The following is an 18,488-nucleotide window of genomic DNA, read 5'->3' as shown; positions in this document are numbered from 1 at the left end:
ATATGCCTAAGATTTTCGAGTATATGGGGATAATACTATTTTTCTACTCGAATGAACATGAACCAATACATGTTCATGCAAGAAAAGGTGAATTTGAGAGTAAAGCGGAATTTATTATAATAGATGGAGTAATAGAGGAAATTAGGATTAAAAATGTAACTGGAGCTACCCCGTTAATAGGAAAGAGTTTAAAGGATTTTCAAAATTTTCTATCACTATATTCAAACAAAATTGTAGCAAAGTGGGTAGACTATTTTGTGTATCATAAGTCTGTTAAGTTTGAAAAAATACAAAGAAAGATCAAATGAAGCTAATAGTTGATTATAGCGAAAAGCAGCAGGATATTTTGAGAGTAGAATCCGCAAAATATTTGGCTGACTATAAATTAGAAATCAGTTTTTCTGATGGGCTTAAGAACATTGTAGATTTTCTTCCTTTTCTTAATAAATCTAGCCATCCTGAAATTAAGAAGTACTTAGATCTAGGCCTTTTCAGAAGTTTTCAAATTATTGAAGGAAATATTAATTGGAATGATTTTGATCTGATTTTCCCAATTTCAAGCTTAAGAGCTGCTAAACTTTAAGAATTCTCAGCCTTCTCACAAATCCCTCTCACAATCTCTAAACTCTCCTCTTTTCGCTCATTCATTCCGTCGAGTTTAATTTTTATCCTATTTTTGTATATGTCTGATAAAGAGGAAATAGTAAAGGATATTGTGGATATGGCTTCTAGGAAATATCCTAAGTCTGAATTATATCTTTTTGGCTCTCAAGCAAATGGTACTTCAAAGGGATTATCAGATTATGATATTCTTGTACTATTAGACTTGGATAAGGTTCCATTATCAAAGGAAATTGCAATTATGGATGATTTTTATGAGTTAGAACTTCGCACTGGAGCTATTATCTCGCCTATTATCTACTCAAAAAGTAACTGGAATAATACTAGGAGAAATACATTACTTTTTGAACGTATTTCCAAAAATGCTATACGTCTTAGATGAGCAATTCCAAAAAAGATCTTGTTAATTATCGATTAGCTCGAGCCCATGAAACCTTTGATGATGCTCAGCTTTTGGCTGATAATAACAAATTATTTACTTGGTGGCAAAAGGGTGACTATGATGATTTATTTGACTTTGATAGAGAAACAGTCTTAGCCTATTTAGAAAAGGTAAAAACTTTAATTGCTGAAGTAGAGAAGCTTATCCAATAGCCTTCCCACAAAACCCTCTCAGAATCTCCATACAGGTTTCTTTTTGCTCGATCATTCCTAGGTGACCAACGCCTTCCAATTCGTGATAGTCTGTGACAGCTACTTTGTGTTTACGACTTGCATCGATTTTGACAGCGCTATCTAGTGTACCTGCGATCATCAGTTTTGGTCCAGAGAAATTCTGAAATACCTCAAAACGATCTTCTCTATCTCGCATGGCTTTGGTATAGGCAATTAGTCCATCTAAGGTGGATTGCTTGGCTTGCACTATTGCTGCTGCAATTTCAGCTTGAAAATCATCTCTTTTGTGCTCAGGAATAAGTGGAGGAACAAATGAGGTAACGAAGGTATCTACTCCGTGTTTTTTCAGAAATACAACTGTTCGATCTCGCATTCCTTTTTTATCGGTATCATCTGCAAAGGCAGTTGAGTGAAAAAGCCCAACAGCTTTAAGCTTTGAGCCCATTAATGCTAGCAAAGCTAAGGTCACATAGCCTCCTAAAGAATGCCCAATAACTATGGGGTCTTGGATATTTTGTTCTTCTATCCAATCTTCCAGCTGTACCGCTACTTCTTCCAGACTATTCTGAGATAGTGTCAAAGGGGATTTTCCACAACCGGGAAGATCGGGGCATATAACTCTATATTCTGATGAAAGTGCCTCTGCAAAATCTTGCCACATTTCAGAGATTTCGCAGAATCCGTGAATTAGAATCACAGGCTGACCTTGGCCTTTTTCAAAAAAATGAATAGCAGACATTTACTTAAACTGTTTTGGATACCTCTGCCATATTTCTGACGGCTTCAGCTATCCCTTCTGGATCAAATCCGCACTCGCGATGTAGATCTAGTTGTTCTCCATGCTCGATGATAGCATCAGGAATTCCCAGACGCTTCACTTGTGCCTGATAGCCGTTATCCATCATCCACTCAATCACTGCCGATCCAAATCCTCCCATCAGGCAGCCATCTTCTACGGTGATTACCTTTTTGAATTTGCCAAAAATCTCATGAAGAAGTTCCTCGTCCAAAGGCTTCACAAATCGCATATCGTACTGAGCAGGATTTAAACCCTCTTTTTCAAGTTTATTGCAAGCTTCTACAGCATAATTACCAATATGCCCAATCGTGAGAATGGCGATCTCTTCTCCTTCTTTTATGATTCTACCTTGTCCAACAGGAATTTCTTCAAATGGAGTTTTCCACTCGGGCATTACACCTTTACCTCGTGGGTATCGAATAGAATATGGTCCGTTGTGAATCGAGGCCGAATACATCAAGTTTCGAAGTTCTTCCTCATTCATTGGTGCCGATACCACCAAATTCGGTATGCATCTGAAAAAAGCGATATCATAAGCTCCGTGGTGAGTAGGACCATCAGCTCCTGCAAATCCTGCCCTATCCAAGCAAAAAACAACAGGAAGGTTTTGAATACAGACATCATGCAATACTTGATCATAAGCCCGCTGCATGAACGTAGAATAGATGTTGCAGAAAGGAACGAGTCCCTGTGTAGCCAATCCTGCAGAGAATGTCACGGCATGCTGTTCTGCGATTCCCACGTCAAAAGCCCGCTTTGGCATTGCTTTCATCATGATATTCATAGATGAACCAGAGGGCATCGCCGGCGTCACTCCCATGATTCTATCATCTAGTTCAGCCAATTCCACCAAGGTATTTCCAAAAACATCTTGATACTTTGGTGCTTGTGGAGCACTAGGAGTGGTCTTATATATTTCTCCAGTGACCTTGTCAAATGCCCCTGGCGCATGCCAAGTGGTCTGATTTCCTTTTTCTGCTGGAGCGTATCCCTTTCCTTTCATCGTGACACAATGAAGGATTTTTGGACCGGGAATATCTTTGAGATCTTTTAGTACTTCTGCCAGATGATTGACATCATGCCCGTCCACTGGACCGAAGTAGCGAAGATTTAATGATTCGAAAAGATTGCTTTGATTGAGTAGAGCGGATTTAATTCCGCCTTCTACCTTAGATATGACATCCTGAGCGCTTGTTCCAAACTTACTCAGTTTGCCCAAAATCTTCCAAACCTCATCTTTAGCCTTGTTGTAGGTCTTGGATGTAGTGATATCTGTGAGGTAATCTTTTAGCGCACCGACATTTGGATCGATGGCCATGCAATTATCATTGAGGATGATGATCAAGTTTGTATCACTGACACCCGCATGGTTCATAGCTTCGAAAGCCATGCCGCCTGTCATAGATCCATCTCCGATCACAGCCACATGCTGTTTTTGAGAAAGTCCCTTGTATTGGGAAGCTACTGCCATACCCAATGCAGCGGAAATAGAGGTGCTTGAATGTCCTACACCAAAGGTATCGTACTTGCTTTCTTTTCTTTTTGGGAAACCTGAAAGCCCGCCGTATAGTCGATTGGTATGAAAACGCGCTCTTCTTTCGGTAAGGATTTTATGACCATAAGCCTGATGTCCTACATCCCAGACTAATTGGTCTTCGGGTGTATTCAATACATAATGAAGGGCAACGGTAAGCTCTACTACGCCAAGACTAGCACTAAAATGACCCCCATATACGGATACATTATCTATAATGAACTGTCGAAGTTCATCACAGATTTGCACCAATTTTTCCTTAGGAAATTTCTTAAGGTCTGCGGGACTATTTATTTGAGCTAATAACTCTCCTGGTTCAATCAGCATTTTAAGCGGTAATGTGGTCAAAGTAGAATAACAATAAATGTGCTTCTTTGTTTTTCCAATCAATTAAATTTGGATTAAAGGCGATTGCCTCTTTCTCCTGCCGTTTTCAATTAATTTAGCTTAATTGAATATCTTTGGCTACAAGGTGGCAAAATTAACCAATAATTTAAATATCCTTTGAGTTTCGAAATCAAATTACCACTCTTCGAAGGTCCTTTTGACCTAATGCTCTTCTTCATCGAGCGTGATGAACTGGATATTTATGATATTCCTATCTCCAAGATTACCAATGACTTCCTCGATTATGTACATCAGATGGAGCAGATGGAAATGGAGGTAGCAAGTGATTTTATCCTTTTTGCGGCAACTTTGATGAAAATCAAATCACGAATGCTTTTGCCTAGGCCAGAGCTAAATGATGAGGGAGAAGAAATAGATCCAAGGGAGGAATTGATCCGGAATCTACTGGAATATAAGAAGTACAAATCAGTTATTGAAGAGCTTTCCGCTATGGAAGGGGAAGAAATGACTAAGCAAAAGCGAGGAAATATCGCAGCTGAATTGCAAGCTTTGAGTAAGGTGGATGACGTGGATGCAGAAATGCAGGATATGGATTTGTACAAATTATTAAAGGTGTTCCAACGTAGCATGGCCAAAATGGCCGCTCGAGTAGATGAAACAAAGCACACCGTAATTCAATACCCTTATACTATTTCTCAGCAAAAGGAATTCGTCTTGGAGAAAATAAGTTTTAAGAAAAAAGTGCCATTCGCTGAATTTATCAGCTACAAACCAGATAAAATTTTTGTGATTTATACCTTTCTTGCAATCTTAGAATTACTTCAGCTCTCAATGGTTACCATAATTATAGGAGATGGTTTTAACAACTTTTGGGTGGAAAAGACTGAGCCAATAGCTGCAGCCTAGCGTATGAAATTGGATAACAAAAAGATTTTTCAAACTCTCAATCCGAATAAGATTTGGGTGCCAGTGATCATTGGTTTGGCCATTGTTTTTGGCATGTTTTACTTTGATCCTTCGGTAAATAAGGACTCGTTAAGTGGCATTTTTGATGCATCTGTCCCTTGGATTATTTTGGCGATTGTGGTGATTTTGTTTCGAGATTTAGGATACGTTTATCGAATTCGAGAGATCACAGATCGAAGCCTTACCTGGCAGCGATCATTATATGTAATTATCCTTTGGGAATTTGCCTCGGCGGTCACCCCTTCCGTAGTGGGTGGTACAGCTGTGGCAATTTTTATTTTGAATAAAGAAGGAATTAAACTGGGCAGAGCCATCGCTTATGTGATGGTGACGGCTATTCTGGACAATCTCTTCTTTGTCATAGGCGCACCTATAATACTCTTCTTTGCCAAGGGCAATATTTTCCCTGAAAGCAAAGTACTGGAGTCTCAGATGCAAAATAGCATGGAAGCTATCTTCTGGATCAGTTATACCTTATATGCAGCTTATAGTTTGGTCATGGCGGCAGCGTTATTTTTCAGACCAAGGGTATTCAAGTGGGTGCTGATTAAAATATTTTCAATCAAATGGCTTCGTAAATGGAAGCATGATGCGCAGGAATATGGTAACCAGATTATAGAAGCCTCCAAGGAGCTTTCTGGGAAAAAGTGGAATTATTGGCTACCTATTATTGTAGCGACGATTTTTATATGGAGCTCAAGGTATTTGATGCTCAATGCACTTATTTCTGCATTTGTGCCTTTGGCAGCCCATGAGCATGTAATCGTTTTTGCGCGACAAGTGATTATGTGGATTGTGATGATGATCTCACCTACTCCAGGAAGTAGTGGAACTGCGGAGTTCTTCTTTGGCCAATTCTTTACTGAATTCTTGACAAGCTATACCTTCATCACAAGTATTTTGTGGAGACTTCTATCCTACTATCCATATTTGATATTAGGGGCGATTTTCCTTCCTAGATGGGTCAAACAAGTGTTTTTCAAGAAAAAGACCACAAATCCTGAGAAAGATGTTTCAGGAAATTAGTCAAGGACAAATCGCGGAAATTACTGATGGAAGCATTCTGAATGAAAAGGATGACTTGCTGGTTTCACAAATTGCCATTGACTCCAGACAAATTCTTCATCCTGAAAAAACCCTTTTTGTAGCACTCAGAGGAGCCAAGGCAGATGGGGCCGATTTTATCACACAACTAGCTGACCTAGGAGTAAAGTCCTTCCTGGTTCATCATGATTTTGATGAGCTAGCTTTGCCAGATCTTTGTTTAATAAAGGTTTCAGATACTCGGAGAGCTTTGCAATTGTTAGCTAAATTTCAACGATCTCTTTTCAAAAATCCTCTTGTTAGCATAGCGGGAAGTAATGGTAAAACAATTGTAAAAGAATGGTTAGGGCAGATTTTGGGGCAGAAATATGCTGTGGCCAAAAGCCCAAAAAGTTATAATTCTCAGGTTGGTGTCCCTCTCTCCATCTTCGGAATCGAGTCCTACCATCAAGTAGCGATTTTGGAAGCAGGAATATCTAAGGCAGGTGAAATGTCCGCTTTGGAAGAAATACTCAAGCCGAATCTCGGAATATTCACCAACCTTGGAACAGCTCATCAAGAGGGTTTTGAAAGTTTGGAATCAAAGTTAAAAGAGAAGTTATCGCTTTTTTCAGATTCTAATTTTTTGATATACTGCGCCGACCAAAAGGAAGTTTCTGAGCAAATATCAAGTCTTTTTCCTGTTGAGAAACTAATAGGATGGTCGGACCGAGCTGGAGATGAATTCACTAGATCTGTGAAGGTCAACCCAAAAGGAGCTCGCCTGATTTTGATGAAATCGGATCTTAGCACCCATACTTTTCAGGTTCCTTTTACGGATGTGGCCTCCTTAGAAAATATTACGCATGTGATCGTAGCAGCTATGACTTTGGGGCAAAGTGCAGAGTCGATTCAAGAGGGAATTGCTCATCTCAAGTCGGTAGATATGCGACTCACGCTGAAACCTGGAATTAATGACTCCTTGTTGATCGATGATACCTATAATAATGATTTAGCCGGCTTGAAAGTAGCGCTGGATTTTATGGGACAGCAAAGACCTAAGCGACATAAAATCCTGATTCTTTCAGATTTGCTGCAGCAAGGATCGCCAGAGAAAATCTATGAGGAAGTTGCCGAGCTCATCAAGAAATATCAGTTTGATCAGTTGTACGGCGTAGGCAAAGAAATTTTCTGTCTCGAAAAAGAATTCCCTGAATCATTCAAAGGCTTTGGTTCTACCGAAGAGCTGTTGAAAAGCATAGACCCGGAGAGTTTTGCCAATGATATGATTTTGATAACTGGTGCACGGGTTTTTGGATTTGAGGAGGTGGTCAATCGACTGCAACAGCGAATTCATGGCACTACACTGGAAATCAATCTCAATGCGCTTACACACAATTATAATTTCTATAAAACACTCATTTCACCTAAAACCAAGGTAATGGTCATGGTGAAGGCCTTTGCCTACGGTGGAGGCGCTCTGGAGATTGCCAACCAGATCCAGACCATGGGTGCAGATTACTTGGGTGTTGCTTTTTCGGATGAAGGTGTTGCTTTGCGAAAGCAGGGCATCAAGCTGCCAATTATGGTTCTAAATGCTATGCAAGAGTCCTTTGGACTTTGTAGTGAGTTTGATTTGGAGCCAGTAGTTTTCAGTCCAGAGTTTTTCGAAAGCCTTGCCTCCTGGTGTACAGTTCATCATACAAGCATGAGAATCCATCTTGACATAGATACAGGTATGCATCGATTGGGTTTTGAGAGAAAGCATTTAGACAAGTTAAAAATCTTGATTCAATCAAACCCTCAGGTAGAAATTGCTTCGATTTATACGCACTTAGTTGGGGCAGATGAAGAAATTCACCGTGAATTCTCTTTGAGTCAATTGAAGTCTTTCGAAGAAATGAAAAACGAAGTACTGACTGTATTACGCTACAATCCTTTGATTCATGTACTCAATTCTGCTGGAATAGCAGCTTTTCCAGAATTTCAATTTGACATGGTGAGATTGGGAATTGGGCTATATGGGGTGGAAGTGACGGGCAAGCATGAATTGGCATTGAGAGCGATTAGTACGTTGAAAACAACTATTTCTCAGATCAAGGAGCTTGAATCGGGAGAGACGATAGGCTATTCTCGAAGAGGAGTTATGCCCTCAGGCGGCAAAATTGCCACGCTTGCCATCGGATATGCAGATGGCTATGACCGTAGATTTAGCAATGGCAAAGGCTATGTGCTGATCAATGGGCAGAAGGCATTCATCATCGGGAATGTCTGTATGGATATGTGTATGGTGGATGTGAGTGGAATAGATGTGAAGGAGGGTGATGAAGCCATTATTTATGGGGAAAATATCTCGCTGAAAGAACTTGCTGATCAGATAGGAACTATCCCTTATGAGCTACTGACTAATATCAGTACTCGGGTGAAGCGTGTATATTACCTTGACTAGGGTTGGTTTTGGCTTTTAAATTTTTCTAAATTCCATCATGATAATCACAAAAAAGCGGTTAGCTCATATTGTATTTGAGTCTGATGACTGGGCTTCGAAGACCTTCGATATCGTGCTCTTGGGTATGATTTTTGGAAGTATTTTTATAGCAATTTTAGATTCCGTTGCTAGCCTTAGAGCGAAGTATGGAGAGATATTTTTCGTTCTAGAATGGGTCTTTACCATCTTATTCACGATCGAATATTTTTTGAGAGTATGGCTGTCCAGAGAGCCGAAGGGCTATATTTTCAGTTTTTTTGGTATGGTAGATTTGCTGGCAATTTTACCTTCCTACCTGAGTTTCTTTGTTCTCAATTCGCAGTTATTTACTGTAGTGAGAGCTCTTCGATTGCTCCGTGTAATCCGAATTTTGAAACTTGGACGCTATGTAGCGGAGGCAGAATATTTGACTAAATCACTTCGATCTAGTTCTCACAAAATTCTGTTATTCATCGGATTTGTGGTGACGGTAGTTCTTATTATGGGCACTTTTATGTTTATCATAGAAGGCCCACAGCATGGCTTTACGAGCATTCCTATCGGGATGTATTGGGCCATTGTGACCTTGACTACGGTGGGTTTTGGTGATATCTACCCCGTCACTCCACTCGGGCAGTTGGTTTCTTCATTGATCATGTTGCTGGGCTATGCTATTATTGCCGTTCCTACGGGGATTGTATCTTCGGAGATGGCTGCGCAAAAGAGAAAAGATGAAAAGGCACAAGCTAACAACAGTTGTCCAAAATGCAGATTTAGTCCGATTAATTTGACAGATAATTACTGCAAAAACTGTGGAGAAAAACTGTTTTAATCCCCGAGTTTCAAGAAGTCATGGATATTATTGATTTTTCCAAAAAGTAGCAATATATCTTCATTTGCGAAGGTATAATCAGGTGTCACTACTCCGATCACGTTTTTGTGTGGGGTATTGATACCTAGCAGATTCTTCTTTTGCTCAATTTTGATTATAGTTAGAATATTGAGATAATATTCCTTTCGAATATCAGCATCAGCTACCGTCATGTCTAGGTAGCGTTTTGGCACCTTCACTTCCACTATATTATACTCGTCGGAGATTTCTAAAGAGTCTAGCACACCTTTCATCTCCAGGCGTTTGGAAAGGCGATCTGCTGTTTCTTCTTCGGGATGGATGATTTCGTCCACTCCAATAGCTTGAATGACCGTCTCATGAAGATCATTAATAGCTCGGGCGATTATGCGCTTGGATTTGAGTTGTTTGAAAATAGCCGTGCTCATGATCGATGCGCCGATATCTTCACCTATGGCGATAATGACGACGTCAGTTTCCTTCAATGGAAGATTCTTGACTGCAGCCTGATCTGTAGCATCCATTACAATCGAATGCGTGATGCTATCCTTGATCATTTCAATTCTACTTTCGCTAGAATCCACGCCTATTACCTCATGACCTAGATTAGTAAGACGCTTGGCCAGATAGCCTCCAAAGTTTCCTATGCCTACGATTATGTATTTCATGCTTGTTTGATTAAGTGATATAGACGGTTTCTTCAGGATATTTGTATCGCTGTTCACCGATTTTGCGGACGATTGCAATAAGGATAGTGAGTGTACCTACTCTACCTATGAGCATAATTGCCATTAAAACTATTTTACTACCTGTGCTCAATTGAGGGGTGATTCCTAGTGTGAGTCCCACCGTGGAGAATGCGCTGAACACTTCAAATGAGACATCTATCATGGGGAGTTCAGGATCAAAAATCATCAGAAGTAATACACCGAGCCCAATGACTAATACTGAGAGGGAAATTACCGCAAATGCTTTCTTCAGTGTTTCATTGCTGATCTGTCTTCTGAAAACTTCCACTCTAGACTTACCTGAAGCAATACTAAATGTATTCAGCATCGCAACGGCGAAAGTACTGGTTTTCAAGCCACCTCCTGTGGATCCAGGTGATGCTCCTATCCACATCAGAAAGAGGTAAATTAATACGGTTGGAACTGCCAATTCCCGCATATCTACGGTGTTGAACCCTGCTGTTCTGGGTGTCACTGCCCCAAAAACTGTGGTGACAAATTTACCATAGGGACTAAGGCCTTTTAGCGTAGCATCTTGCTCCGAGATCGCATATACAATCATGCCTACTAGCAGGAGAATGCCGGTAGTATAGATCACTAATCTGGTATTTACACTGGACACGCGAGGAGTATGTCGGTATTTTTCAATACCTAATATGCTCTTAACCTTACCTACGATCACATGCTTTAGGTAAGAATAATAATTCAAAACCACTGGAAATCCGATTCCTCCCAGCACAATTGCCAAGGCAATAGCTAAGTGCATATTATAAGCTTCTCGGAATCCTTCTTGATACAAGCCATTGCTCAGCGTTGAAAATCCCGCATTACAAAAGGCTGAAATAGCATGGAAAAGAGAAAAGAACAACTGATCTCCACGACCGGAAAACTGTGCTGCATCCGTGAAATGATAAATCATAAAAGCACAAAAACCTTCTACTAAAACGGTAAATAGGATGATCTTGAATAAGGTGGTGTAAATCTCATTTACATTGTTTTCGTTGATGTAATCTCGTATGAAGAGCCTGTTTTGAATGGAATAACTACCCTTAAAGAAGAAGCCGAAGAAACTGGTGAACACCATGATTCCAAGTCCGCCAATTTGGAACAAAATCATGATCACTACCTGACCAAAAAAGGTGAAGTCTTTTGCTGTATCAAGCACGATCAGACCAGTTACGCAGACTGCTGAAGTGGCGGTGAACAACGCATCAATGAAACTTATATCTCTAGTAGTCGCCTCAGGTAGGCTCAGAAGTCCAGTTCCTACGAAGATCAGGAGGATAAAGGAAAGAATAAATACCAGCGATGGACTGAGTTTGAGCTCATTTACAGTAAGGCTAAACTTGCTAAGCTCTATGAAAAAGAGGATGATTACCAGGGCATTGATCAGGTGGTAATGCGCAGTGAATTCTAGAATAAGTTTCGTCATTTCATCCCCCAGCACATTCCAGCGAATAAGCGCCGTGAGGGTGAGGGTGAGTGAAAGAAGTAATTCGAGGATTACTCGGGCTGGAAAAATAGATTTTTCTACTAATAAAACTCTGACAAAGTAGCCTAATCCGATAAGGATAAGTGAGATGTTGAAGAGCGATGAGGTAGTGACTTGGTCTTGGGGATTTATAGAATAGCCCAAGTGGAAAAGCAAAACTGCAAATGCGAAAATACTGCTGAACTGAACCACTTTCTCCTGCACCTTGATCACCTTTTTCAAGAAAAGGATGTTTCGATCAGGGTTAGCAAAAAATTTCAACTTTAGTCTCATAGGGTAGAAATAGACTTTGAAGCAATATCAATCATTCTTTTGGGACTTATTCCTTGAAAGGGTGAAAAGCCCTTCAGCAGGATACAAATGAAATTTATTATTCAGATTTTGGGAGGAATAGATACTTGACCTTCCACTGAAAAGGTACGCGATCAAGCAAGAAATACCCAAAAATATTCCAGACTCATATCCAAACAGTTCCATTCCCATTACTGTACATGCCAGAGGAGTATTAGTAGCACCAGAGAATACACCGACGAAACCTATCCCAGCCATCAAGGCTAGTGGTAGCGGAATCCACGTAGCAAGTGCATTGCCTAAGGTAGCTCCTATGAAGAATAAGGGAGTCACTTCCCCGCCTTTGAACCCAGCACCTAATGTAAAGCTAGTCAGGCCAGTTTTTGCCAGCCAATCATACCAAGGAAGCGGCGTCTCAAATGCTTCGACGATTCTCGGAACGCCTAATCCAATATAGGTGGTACTGTCCGAAATATATACAAATGCAGCGATCAGGAGTCCGCCTATGACCGGGCGAAGAGGCGGGTATGCGATGTACTTGGAAAATTGATGAGAAAAAAAGTGAGTGCTTTGGGCAAATAATCTCCCGGAAAATCCAAAGGCTATTCCGGCCGGAATGACCCAAAGTAAATTAATCAAGGTATGCTGAGGAACGAGATCTATAAGATAATGTGTATGACTCACTCCAAAAAGTGATGCACATACCCAGTTGGCTACGAATGCTGTCCACAAGGCTGGAAACAGCGATTTCCAGCGAATTTCTCGGTGAAGCATCCATTCTAAGGCAAAAAGGGCTCCCGCAAGTGGAGTTCCGAAAACAGAAGCAAATCCACCAGCAACACCAGCGATTAAGATGATCCTGCGATCCTCTGGATTGAGATGAAAATACTTGGTCAGCTGATCTGCCAGTGATCCACCCATCTGTACTGCAGTACCTTCACGGCCAGCTGATCCACCAAATAAATGTGTCAATACCGTCCCAATAAACACCAGAGGTGTCATTCTGAGCGGGATTGGCTTTTCAGTTTTATAGAGCTCATCGAGTAAAAGATTGTTTCCTTTTACCGAATTTTCTCCATAGCGATAATATGTCCAGCCAATGACGAAGCCGCCAATCGGCAATAATGCAATGATCCAAAAATGCGATTCACGGTAAGCTGTTGCCCAATCCAAAGTGATCAGGAAAATGGCTGATGCCGCGCCAGAAAGTATGCCAACCAAAAGACCTAAAACGATCCAGAGCCCAGTATATTTTAAAATTTTTTGGGTGTTCAAATCAGCTTTTTATAAATATTGACCCAAATTAGGAATAGAAATTGGATTTTAAGAATTAGAACGTTTGCTAAAAGTTAGTGAGAAGATCAACTAAAATGTAGATTTTAAGGTTCTTTTTGTAAATCACCCAATTATGAAAAATATTCTTATTTCTGGAGGTTCTGGTCTTATTGGCCAAAAAATCACTCAGCTGCTAGAACTGAAAGGATATTCTGTGGCTTGGCTCAGCAGATCTCAGCAAAAGCAAAAGTCTTTTCTCTGGGATGTGAAAAAGCAATCTATTGACTCAGAGGCGATGGACTGGGCAGATGCAATTATCCACCTAGCCGGAGCTGGAGTTGCGGAGAAGCGCTGGACCGAAGAACGCAAGAAACTTATTTTGGATTCTAGGATTCAGAGTACACGCTTGCTTTATGATGCTGTGGAAAAAGCTACCGAAAAACCCAATGCTTTTATCGCTGCTTCCGCAGTTGGCTACTATGGTTTCAATACTGGGACTGCACTTATGGACGAATCAAATAAGGCTGGTTCGGATTTTCTAGCCGAGGTGGTGCTAGCCTGGGAAAGTGAAGTAAAGAAAATGGAGGAGCTTCACCTACGCACAGTGATGCTCAGAATAGGTATAGTGCTGGATGCAAATGGAGGAGCACTTGGCGAAATGATGAAACCACCCATTGCTGCACCTCTGGGAACTGGTGATCAGTGGATGAGCTGGATATCAATTGAGGATTTGGCGAGAATGTTCGTCTTTGCCTTGGAAAAAACCACACTTCAGGGTGTATTTAATGCTGTGGGGCCAAATCCAGCCACCAATCAGCAGTTGACTCAAGCAGCAGCAAAAGCCAAGGGAAAATCTTATGTGGGTATAGGAGTGCCAGGCTTTGTACTAAGGATAATCTTAGGAGAAATGGCTGCGATGGTGCTGGGGGGCAATCGAGTTTCCTCGCAAAAAATTCAGAAAGCAGGCTTTGACTTTGAATGTCCTGAGCTCAATGGGGCTTTGAAGGAGATTTATCACAAGTGATTTTTTCCTAATAAATTACGATAGTTCAGGAGGCAAGTAATTGTATTCGATTAGCTGTTTTCTATCCTGTATTGGTTTAAGTGTTCCACCTTTGAGAAGAAAAGTTTTGTCACTGACTTCCATCAGATTTATATAGTCGTGATCAGAAATGATTATGCCTTTTTCTTTCTTATATGAAGTGATCAGCTCTGCAATATCAGTTCTATAGAGCGGTTCTATCTGTGCAAAAGGTTCATCAAGCAGCGCAAATAAAGTCGGGAGATTAAGTATCAAAAGCACTTCAAAGTATCGCTTTTCACCTCCTGATAAAGCATTGACTTTTTTTAGGAGAAGAGCTTGAATTCGTGCGTTTTCAGCAACTGTTTTTCTGCTGATTTCTGAAATTAGAAATGTCCGAATGACTGAAGCAACGGTAAGGTTACTAGGTAGAAAACTACCTTGAGGTAGATAGGCAATTTTATCACGAGAAGTAAAAGGTTTTTCATAGAATTGGCCATCTATCCTGATGCTTTTATTCTCCGCTTCTTGTGAACCAAATATAATTTGTAGTAGTGTGGATTTGCCTGTTCCGTTTCTCCCCAAAATACCTAAAACCTCTCCCGTAGTGCATTTCAGATAGATATCTGTAAGTAAATTTTTGTAACCAAAACCTTTGATTATACTGTCAGCTTCTAAAATATGCTCTGCCATAATCTAGCGAAAAATAAGATAATAGAGCAAAGCTATGGCGGCATTTATAGCAAAGCAAAAACCAAATAACTTAACTTTTCTGAGGCCTAAATTGTAATAGAAAAAGTATTAATTCGCATACCTTACTTCAAACAAGTACAGAGCGAGTAGATAGCCGAAGGTTAATTGAGTAAGGAAAAAATACATGCCAAAACTACCGCCTTGTGAATAAGCTAATAAGGCAACAGCAAGTGAAAATGGGATATTGAAACTGTGAATCTGTTTATAATAAAGAAGTAGGCCTCTCATAAGCAAGTAGCCTCATTTATATAATCCTATAAGTTCCATGAGGCAAAGTAGCTAATTTAAATCCGCTTTCCTCTACCGACCAAAAACCAAAGTACAGCACCTACCAGTGGAACTAACACCACGATGATTACCCAGATGAGTTTATCGTTTTGGTTGGCGAAGTCACTGATGACTACGTCGTAAATCGTAAAAGCATAAATAGCTAAGCCAATTATTCCAAGTCCAAACATATCAAGAGTAAGTTGTGATTTTCGTGCTTTTCCCCATCGCCAAGTAAACAAGGGGACCGATAAGCTGAGCAAATAAAATAACTACGATCCAGATGATTTTCATATTTGAATCTTTAAAATCTGATCGTAGGATATCGACTAAACAGTAAATCCATAAGATGCCATAGACCAGGCCAAACAGAAGAAAGATAATAATGGAGCCACCGCCCATGTTTTGAATAAAAGATAGAGTCATTTAGTTAGCTGTTGTGTTTTTTGGAAAATGAGGGTTAAAACTTCGTCGGTCTTTTCTGACAGTTCTATTCATAGCTAGGTAAAGAAAGGTTCCTACAAATGGGGCAAAGAGAATAACCAGCACCCATAAAAACTTGCTGTGTGCCGCTCTAAATTCAGAGCGCAAGGCGTCAAAAAGGGCATAAGCCCAGAAACCTAGATAGATTAGGGATAAAAGGAATGAAATTTGCCAAAAGGTTTGCCCGTCTCCGGGAGCTATTAAATCCATGTCTTTTCTTCAATTATTTTAACCATTGAACCAAATTAGCTTTTTTTAAAGAATCAAAGTATGAATTTAGCTAAAAGTTAAACCTCCAATCTCTATGAAAAAAAGTCTGCTATCGCTGCTTTTGTCCTTTTTTGCGCTGTGTACCTACGCTCAGGTCGACCTAAGCTATTATTTACCAACGGGATATACCTATGACCAATCCATTCCTACACCAAAGGAAGTATTGGGATATGAAGTGGGAGAATGGCATGTGAGCCATGACCAATTAGTGATGTACATGAAAGCTGTGGCTGAAGCCTCAGACCGTGTGACTTTCGAAGAAACAGGCCGCACTTACGAAAAAAGACCTCAGGTTCTTCTGACGATCAGTTCTCCTGCGAATCTTAGCAAGATTGATCAGATCAAAGCCGATCGAAAAAAACTTCGCGATGCAGGATCCTCCGCGGATATTGAGAATATGCCTGTTGTGATGTATATGGGCTATTCGGTTCATGGAAATGAGCCATCTGGCGCCAATGCTTCACTTCTAGCTGCTTACCAATTTGCGGCAGCCAATGAAATCGAAGCAGATCTAGATAATATGGTTTTGCTTCTCGACCCGGCTATCAATCCTGATGGATTAAATCGCTTCGCTTCTTGGGTGAATACGCACAAGTCCTACAATATGAACGGTGATCCGAATAATATTGAATTCACTGAGGCTTGGCCGCGTGGTAGAACGAATCATTATTGGTTTGACCTAAATAGAGATTGGCTTCCTGTACAGCATCCTGAATCTAGAAATAGAGTGCGCGTGTTTCAAGAATGGCTTCCAAATATTCACTTGGATTTCCACGAGATGGGCACCAACAGCACCTTCTTTTTTCAGCCGGGAGTTCCAGCGAGAATGCACCCGCTTACACCAGAGAAGAACTTTGAGCTGACGAAAAAAATAGGGACGTATCATGCGAAGGCATTGGATGCGATTGGCTCAATGTATTACAGTGAGGAGAGTTACGATGATTATTACTATGGAAAAGGCTCTACTTATCCAGATGTTCAGGGTTCAATCGGAATTTTGTTTGAGCAGGCTAGCTCCAGGGGCCACTTGCAAGAAAGTGTAAATGGAATGCTCAGCTTTCCTTTTACGATCAGAAACCAATTCACTGCTAATCTTTCTTCTTTTGAGGCAGCTAAGGAAATGCGTCAAGAGCTGAACCAATTCATGAATGGTTTTTATAAGGATATCAAAAAGGAAGTGGATGCAGATGTGAACAAGGCTTACATTTTTGGTAGCCAAGAAGATGATGCGAGAAGTTACCATCTGGCGGATTTGATTTTGCAGCACGACATCAAAGTCTTTAGTCTGAATGATGATATCTCTGTGAATGGAACAGAGTTCAAATCTGAGACTTCATACATCGTTCCTGCTGATCAACCTCAGTACAGGTTAATTAAGGCAATGTTTGAGACAAGAAATACTTTTAAGGATAGCTTGTTTTATGATGTTTCTGCATGGACCTATCCTATGGCTTTCAACTTGGACTACATGGCGCTGAACAGTCAGATATTGAATTTAGCAAGTGTAAATGAGGTCACAAAAAGCACGATCGAATTAGCAGCTGGAAAAGTGGTTGGGGAAGCTGGAGCTTATCAATATGCGATGGAATGGACAGATTATTATGCTCCAAAAGCCGCTAATATGTTGATGGAGGCAGATTTTCTGGTGCGAGTAGCTACTGGCGAATTCACCACTGCAGATGGAAAGGAATATGGTAGAGGAACACTGCTGATAGATAAGGGTCAAAGTGGATTGGATGATCAGGCGTTTTTCAATAAACTTTCTGAAATAGCGAAGGAGTCTACGGTAGATATCTACGCATTGACTACTGGATATACTGGTGGCTTAAATCTCGGTTCTCCTACTATGCAAGTACTAGAAAAGCCGGAAATCGCCTTACTTGTGGAAGGCGGAGTGGATAGTTATGAAGCTGGCGAAATCTGGCATTTGCTAGATCAGCGTTATGAAATGGCTATAACCCTACTGCCTATGGATAGGATCGGTGGTAGTACCCTGGATAGATATAATGTGCTATTGATGCCTGATGGTAGATATAATGGTCTTGGGAAATCCGGTGCTGCTGCGCTGAAATCTTGGATTTCAGGTGGAGGAACACTACTGGCAAAAGGAGGAGCAATTCAATTCCTCGCTCAAAATGAAATAGGGGATTTCAAGTTTCGTGATGGAGCTGAACCTATCAAGGGTCTTCAAAGATCTTATGCAGATTATAATAACGAAAGAGGAGCTAGAGTGACGGGTGGAGCCATTTTCAATGCTACTCTCGATCTGACTCATCCAATCGGCTATGGTTACCTCAATTCAGCTATTCACACCTTTAGAAATGATAATTTGTTTATGGAGCCTTCGGAAAATCCCTATGCAAATCCTCTGGTTTATACAGATAAGCCTTTGGCTTCCGGGTATCTTCATCCGGTGAACTTACCAGGTATTCAGAATGGATCGGTGATTCAGGTTTCTGGAGTAGGTAGAGGACGAATCGTTGCCTTTGCAGATAATATGAATTTCCGGGCATTTTGGTTCGGCACAAACAAACTCTATATGAATGCGATCTTCTTTGGTCAGGTGATCAATGGAGGAACAGCGAGATAAGGCCAGTAATTTTATATCCCGGGTTTTGGCTCGGGATTTTTTTGTGACTTAACATTTACTCAAAATTTTGCGTAAGCAAGCCAAACCTTTTCTAC

19 protein-coding genes are annotated in these 18,488 nt (G+C 40.6%); 10 read left to right on the top strand and 9 right to left on the bottom strand.

Annotation, left to right across the window (positions count from 1 at the left end; all coding sequences use genetic code 11):
- The first annotated feature begins 2 nt into the window (after positions 1–2).
- From LV85_RS00575 to LV85_RS00560, 4 genes are all read left to right on the top strand, one after another.
- Positions 3–308, top strand: coding sequence for a DUF4160 domain-containing protein (locus LV85_RS00575; RefSeq protein WP_111316239.1), 306 nt, complete (start codon positions 3–5; stop codon positions 306–308).
- A complete protein-coding gene (locus LV85_RS00570) occupies positions 305–583 on the top strand; it encodes a DUF2442 domain-containing protein (protein ID WP_111316238.1) in 279 nt (92 codons plus the stop codon). The genes LV85_RS00575 and LV85_RS00570 overlap by 4 nt, the downstream gene beginning before the upstream one ends.
- A gap of 99 nt (positions 584–682) precedes the next feature.
- Positions 683–1,003: a nucleotidyltransferase domain-containing protein gene (locus LV85_RS00565; protein WP_211318352.1), complete on the top strand. Its 321-nt coding sequence runs from the start codon at positions 683–685 to the stop codon at positions 1,001–1,003.
- A complete protein-coding gene (locus LV85_RS00560; protein WP_111316237.1) occupies positions 1,000–1,215 on the top strand; it encodes a hypothetical protein in 216 nt (71 codons plus the stop codon). Before LV85_RS00565 ends, LV85_RS00560 begins: the two co-directional genes overlap by 4 nt.
- Here the strand turns inward: LV85_RS00560 and LV85_RS00555 are convergent.
- Positions 1,205–1,975: an alpha/beta fold hydrolase gene (locus tag LV85_RS00555; RefSeq protein WP_111316236.1), complete on the bottom strand. Its 771-nt coding sequence runs from the start codon at positions 1,973–1,975 to the stop codon at positions 1,205–1,207. The two genes, LV85_RS00560 and LV85_RS00555, sit on opposite strands and share 11 nt — an antisense overlap.
- Before the next feature lie 4 nt (positions 1,976–1,979).
- Positions 1,980–3,896, bottom strand: coding sequence for a 1-deoxy-D-xylulose-5-phosphate synthase (dxs, locus tag LV85_RS00550; RefSeq protein WP_111316235.1), 1,917 nt, complete (start codon positions 3,894–3,896; stop codon positions 1,980–1,982).
- 177 nt (positions 3,897–4,073) lie between these two features.
- Here dxs and LV85_RS00545 point away from each other — a divergent pair, with 177 nt between their 5' ends.
- Genes LV85_RS00545 through LV85_RS00530 form a run of 4 tightly spaced genes read left to right on the top strand, consistent with a single transcriptional unit; the run spans position 4,074 to position 9,205 of the window.
- Positions 4,074–4,823, top strand: coding sequence for a segregation and condensation protein A (locus tag LV85_RS00545; RefSeq protein WP_111316234.1), 750 nt, complete (start codon positions 4,074–4,076; stop codon positions 4,821–4,823).
- Between the two features lie 3 nt (positions 4,824–4,826).
- Entirely contained in the window at positions 4,827–5,909 is a 1,083-nt protein-coding gene (locus LV85_RS00540; protein ID WP_111316233.1) for a lysylphosphatidylglycerol synthase transmembrane domain-containing protein, read from the top strand.
- Positions 5,893–8,355 carry a bifunctional UDP-N-acetylmuramoyl-tripeptide:D-alanyl-D-alanine ligase/alanine racemase gene (locus LV85_RS00535; protein ID WP_111316232.1) on the top strand — a complete coding sequence of 821 codons (2,463 nt, stop codon included), beginning with the start codon at positions 5,893–5,895 and terminating at the stop codon, positions 8,353–8,355. The genes LV85_RS00540 and LV85_RS00535 overlap by 17 nt, the downstream gene beginning before the upstream one ends.
- A gap of 37 nt (positions 8,356–8,392) precedes the next feature.
- A complete protein-coding gene (locus LV85_RS00530; protein WP_111316231.1) occupies positions 8,393–9,205 on the top strand; it encodes an ion transporter in 813 nt (270 codons plus the stop codon).
- Here the strand turns inward: LV85_RS00530 and LV85_RS00525 are convergent.
- The 3 genes from LV85_RS00525 to LV85_RS00515 are packed head-to-tail and all read right to left on the bottom strand — an operon-like array spanning position 9,202 to position 13,009.
- Complete coding sequence (locus LV85_RS00525) at positions 9,202–9,891, bottom strand: potassium channel family protein (RefSeq protein WP_111316230.1); 690 nt, start codon at positions 9,889–9,891, stop codon at positions 9,202–9,204. The genes LV85_RS00530 and LV85_RS00525 overlap by 4 nt on opposite strands.
- Positions 9,892–9,901: 10 nt before the next feature.
- Entirely contained in the window at positions 9,902–11,716 is a 1,815-nt protein-coding gene (locus LV85_RS00520; RefSeq protein WP_111316229.1) for a TrkH family potassium uptake protein, read from the bottom strand.
- A gap of 27 nt (positions 11,717–11,743) precedes the next feature.
- The gene (locus LV85_RS00515) at positions 11,744–13,009 is read right to left on the bottom strand and encodes a voltage-gated chloride channel family protein (RefSeq protein ID WP_111316228.1); all 1,266 of its coding nucleotides are present in this window, start codon (positions 13,007–13,009) and stop codon (positions 11,744–11,746) included.
- Between the two features lie 133 nt (positions 13,010–13,142).
- Between LV85_RS00515 and LV85_RS00510 the strand changes: the two genes are divergently transcribed.
- Complete coding sequence (locus LV85_RS00510; protein ID WP_111316227.1) at positions 13,143–14,033, top strand: TIGR01777 family oxidoreductase; 891 nt, start codon at positions 13,143–13,145, stop codon at positions 14,031–14,033.
- Between the two features lie 15 nt (positions 14,034–14,048).
- On the opposite strand, the gene LV85_RS00505 is transcribed toward LV85_RS00510, so the two are convergent.
- From LV85_RS00505 to LV85_RS22430, 4 genes are all read right to left on the bottom strand, one after another.
- Positions 14,049–14,723, bottom strand: coding sequence for an ATP-binding cassette domain-containing protein (locus LV85_RS00505; protein WP_111316226.1), 675 nt, complete (start codon positions 14,721–14,723; stop codon positions 14,049–14,051).
- Between the two features lie 344 nt (positions 14,724–15,067).
- Positions 15,068–15,241: a PLDc N-terminal domain-containing protein gene (locus LV85_RS00500; RefSeq protein WP_111316225.1), complete on the bottom strand. Its 174-nt coding sequence runs from the start codon at positions 15,239–15,241 to the stop codon at positions 15,068–15,070.
- A 1-nt stretch (position 15,242) separates the two neighbouring features.
- The gene (locus LV85_RS22360) at positions 15,243–15,452 is read right to left on the bottom strand and encodes a PLDc N-terminal domain-containing protein (RefSeq protein ID WP_111316496.1); all 210 of its coding nucleotides are present in this window, start codon (positions 15,450–15,452) and stop codon (positions 15,243–15,245) included.
- Between the two features lie 24 nt (positions 15,453–15,476).
- A complete protein-coding gene (locus LV85_RS22430; RefSeq protein ID WP_111316224.1) occupies positions 15,477–15,743 on the bottom strand; it encodes a PLD nuclease N-terminal domain-containing protein in 267 nt (88 codons plus the stop codon).
- Positions 15,744–15,837: 94 nt separating this feature from the next.
- Here LV85_RS22430 and LV85_RS00485 point away from each other — a divergent pair, with 94 nt between their 5' ends.
- Positions 15,838–18,393 (top strand): M14 family zinc carboxypeptidase, encoded by a 2,556-nt coding sequence (locus tag LV85_RS00485; protein WP_111316223.1) that lies wholly within the window; start codon positions 15,838–15,840, stop codon positions 18,391–18,393.
- Positions 18,394–18,488: the final 95 nt, after the last annotated feature.

Source organism: Algoriphagus chordae (assembly GCF_003254055.1).
GTDB lineage: Bacteria > Bacteroidota > Bacteroidia > Cytophagales > Cyclobacteriaceae > Algoriphagus > Algoriphagus chordae.
Note: the sequence above shows the minus strand (reverse complement) of the source record. Positions and strands in the feature narration are given on the sequence as shown.

Excerpts from the sequence above, each read along its gene's own strand:
- LV85_RS00575 (WP_111316239.1), top strand. The coding sequence starts at position 3 with ATGCCTAAGATTTTCGAGTATATGGGGATAATACTATTTTTCTACTCG.
- LV85_RS00570 (WP_111316238.1), top strand. The coding sequence starts at position 305 with ATGAAGCTAATAGTTGATTATAGCGAAAAGCAGCAGGATATTTTGAGA.
- LV85_RS00565 (WP_211318352.1), top strand. The coding sequence starts at position 683 with ATGTCTGATAAAGAGGAAATAGTAAAGGATATTGTGGATATGGCTTCT.
- LV85_RS00560 (WP_111316237.1), top strand. The coding sequence starts at position 1,000 with ATGAGCAATTCCAAAAAAGATCTTGTTAATTATCGATTAGCTCGAGCC.
- LV85_RS00555 (WP_111316236.1), bottom strand. The coding sequence starts at position 1,975 with ATGTCTGCTATTCATTTTTTTGAAAAAGGCCAAGGTCAGCCTGTGATT.
- dxs (WP_111316235.1), bottom strand. The coding sequence starts at position 3,896 with ATGCTGATTGAACCAGGAGAGTTATTAGCTCAAATAAATAGTCCCGCA.
- LV85_RS00540 (WP_111316233.1), top strand. The coding sequence starts at position 4,827 with ATGAAATTGGATAACAAAAAGATTTTTCAAACTCTCAATCCGAATAAG.
- LV85_RS00535 (WP_111316232.1), top strand. The coding sequence starts at position 5,893 with ATGTTTCAGGAAATTAGTCAAGGACAAATCGCGGAAATTACTGATGGA.
- LV85_RS00530 (WP_111316231.1), top strand. The coding sequence starts at position 8,393 with ATGATAATCACAAAAAAGCGGTTAGCTCATATTGTATTTGAGTCTGAT.
- LV85_RS00525 (WP_111316230.1), bottom strand. The coding sequence starts at position 9,891 with ATGAAATACATAATCGTAGGCATAGGAAACTTTGGAGGCTATCTGGCC.
- LV85_RS00520 (WP_111316229.1), bottom strand. The coding sequence starts at position 11,716 with ATGAGACTAAAGTTGAAATTTTTTGCTAACCCTGATCGAAACATCCTT.
- LV85_RS00510 (WP_111316227.1), top strand. The coding sequence starts at position 13,143 with ATGAAAAATATTCTTATTTCTGGAGGTTCTGGTCTTATTGGCCAAAAA.
- LV85_RS00505 (WP_111316226.1), bottom strand. The coding sequence starts at position 14,723 with ATGGCAGAGCATATTTTAGAAGCTGACAGTATAATCAAAGGTTTTGGT.
- LV85_RS00500 (WP_111316225.1), bottom strand. The coding sequence starts at position 15,241 with ATGTTTGGACTTGGAATAATTGGCTTAGCTATTTATGCTTTTACGATT.
- LV85_RS22360 (WP_111316496.1), bottom strand. The coding sequence starts at position 15,452 with ATGGGCGGTGGCTCCATTATTATCTTTCTTCTGTTTGGCCTGGTCTAT.
- LV85_RS22430 (WP_111316224.1), bottom strand. The coding sequence starts at position 15,743 with ATGGATTTAATAGCTCCCGGAGACGGGCAAACCTTTTGGCAAATTTCA.
- LV85_RS00485 (WP_111316223.1), top strand. The coding sequence starts at position 15,838 with ATGAAAAAAAGTCTGCTATCGCTGCTTTTGTCCTTTTTTGCGCTGTGT.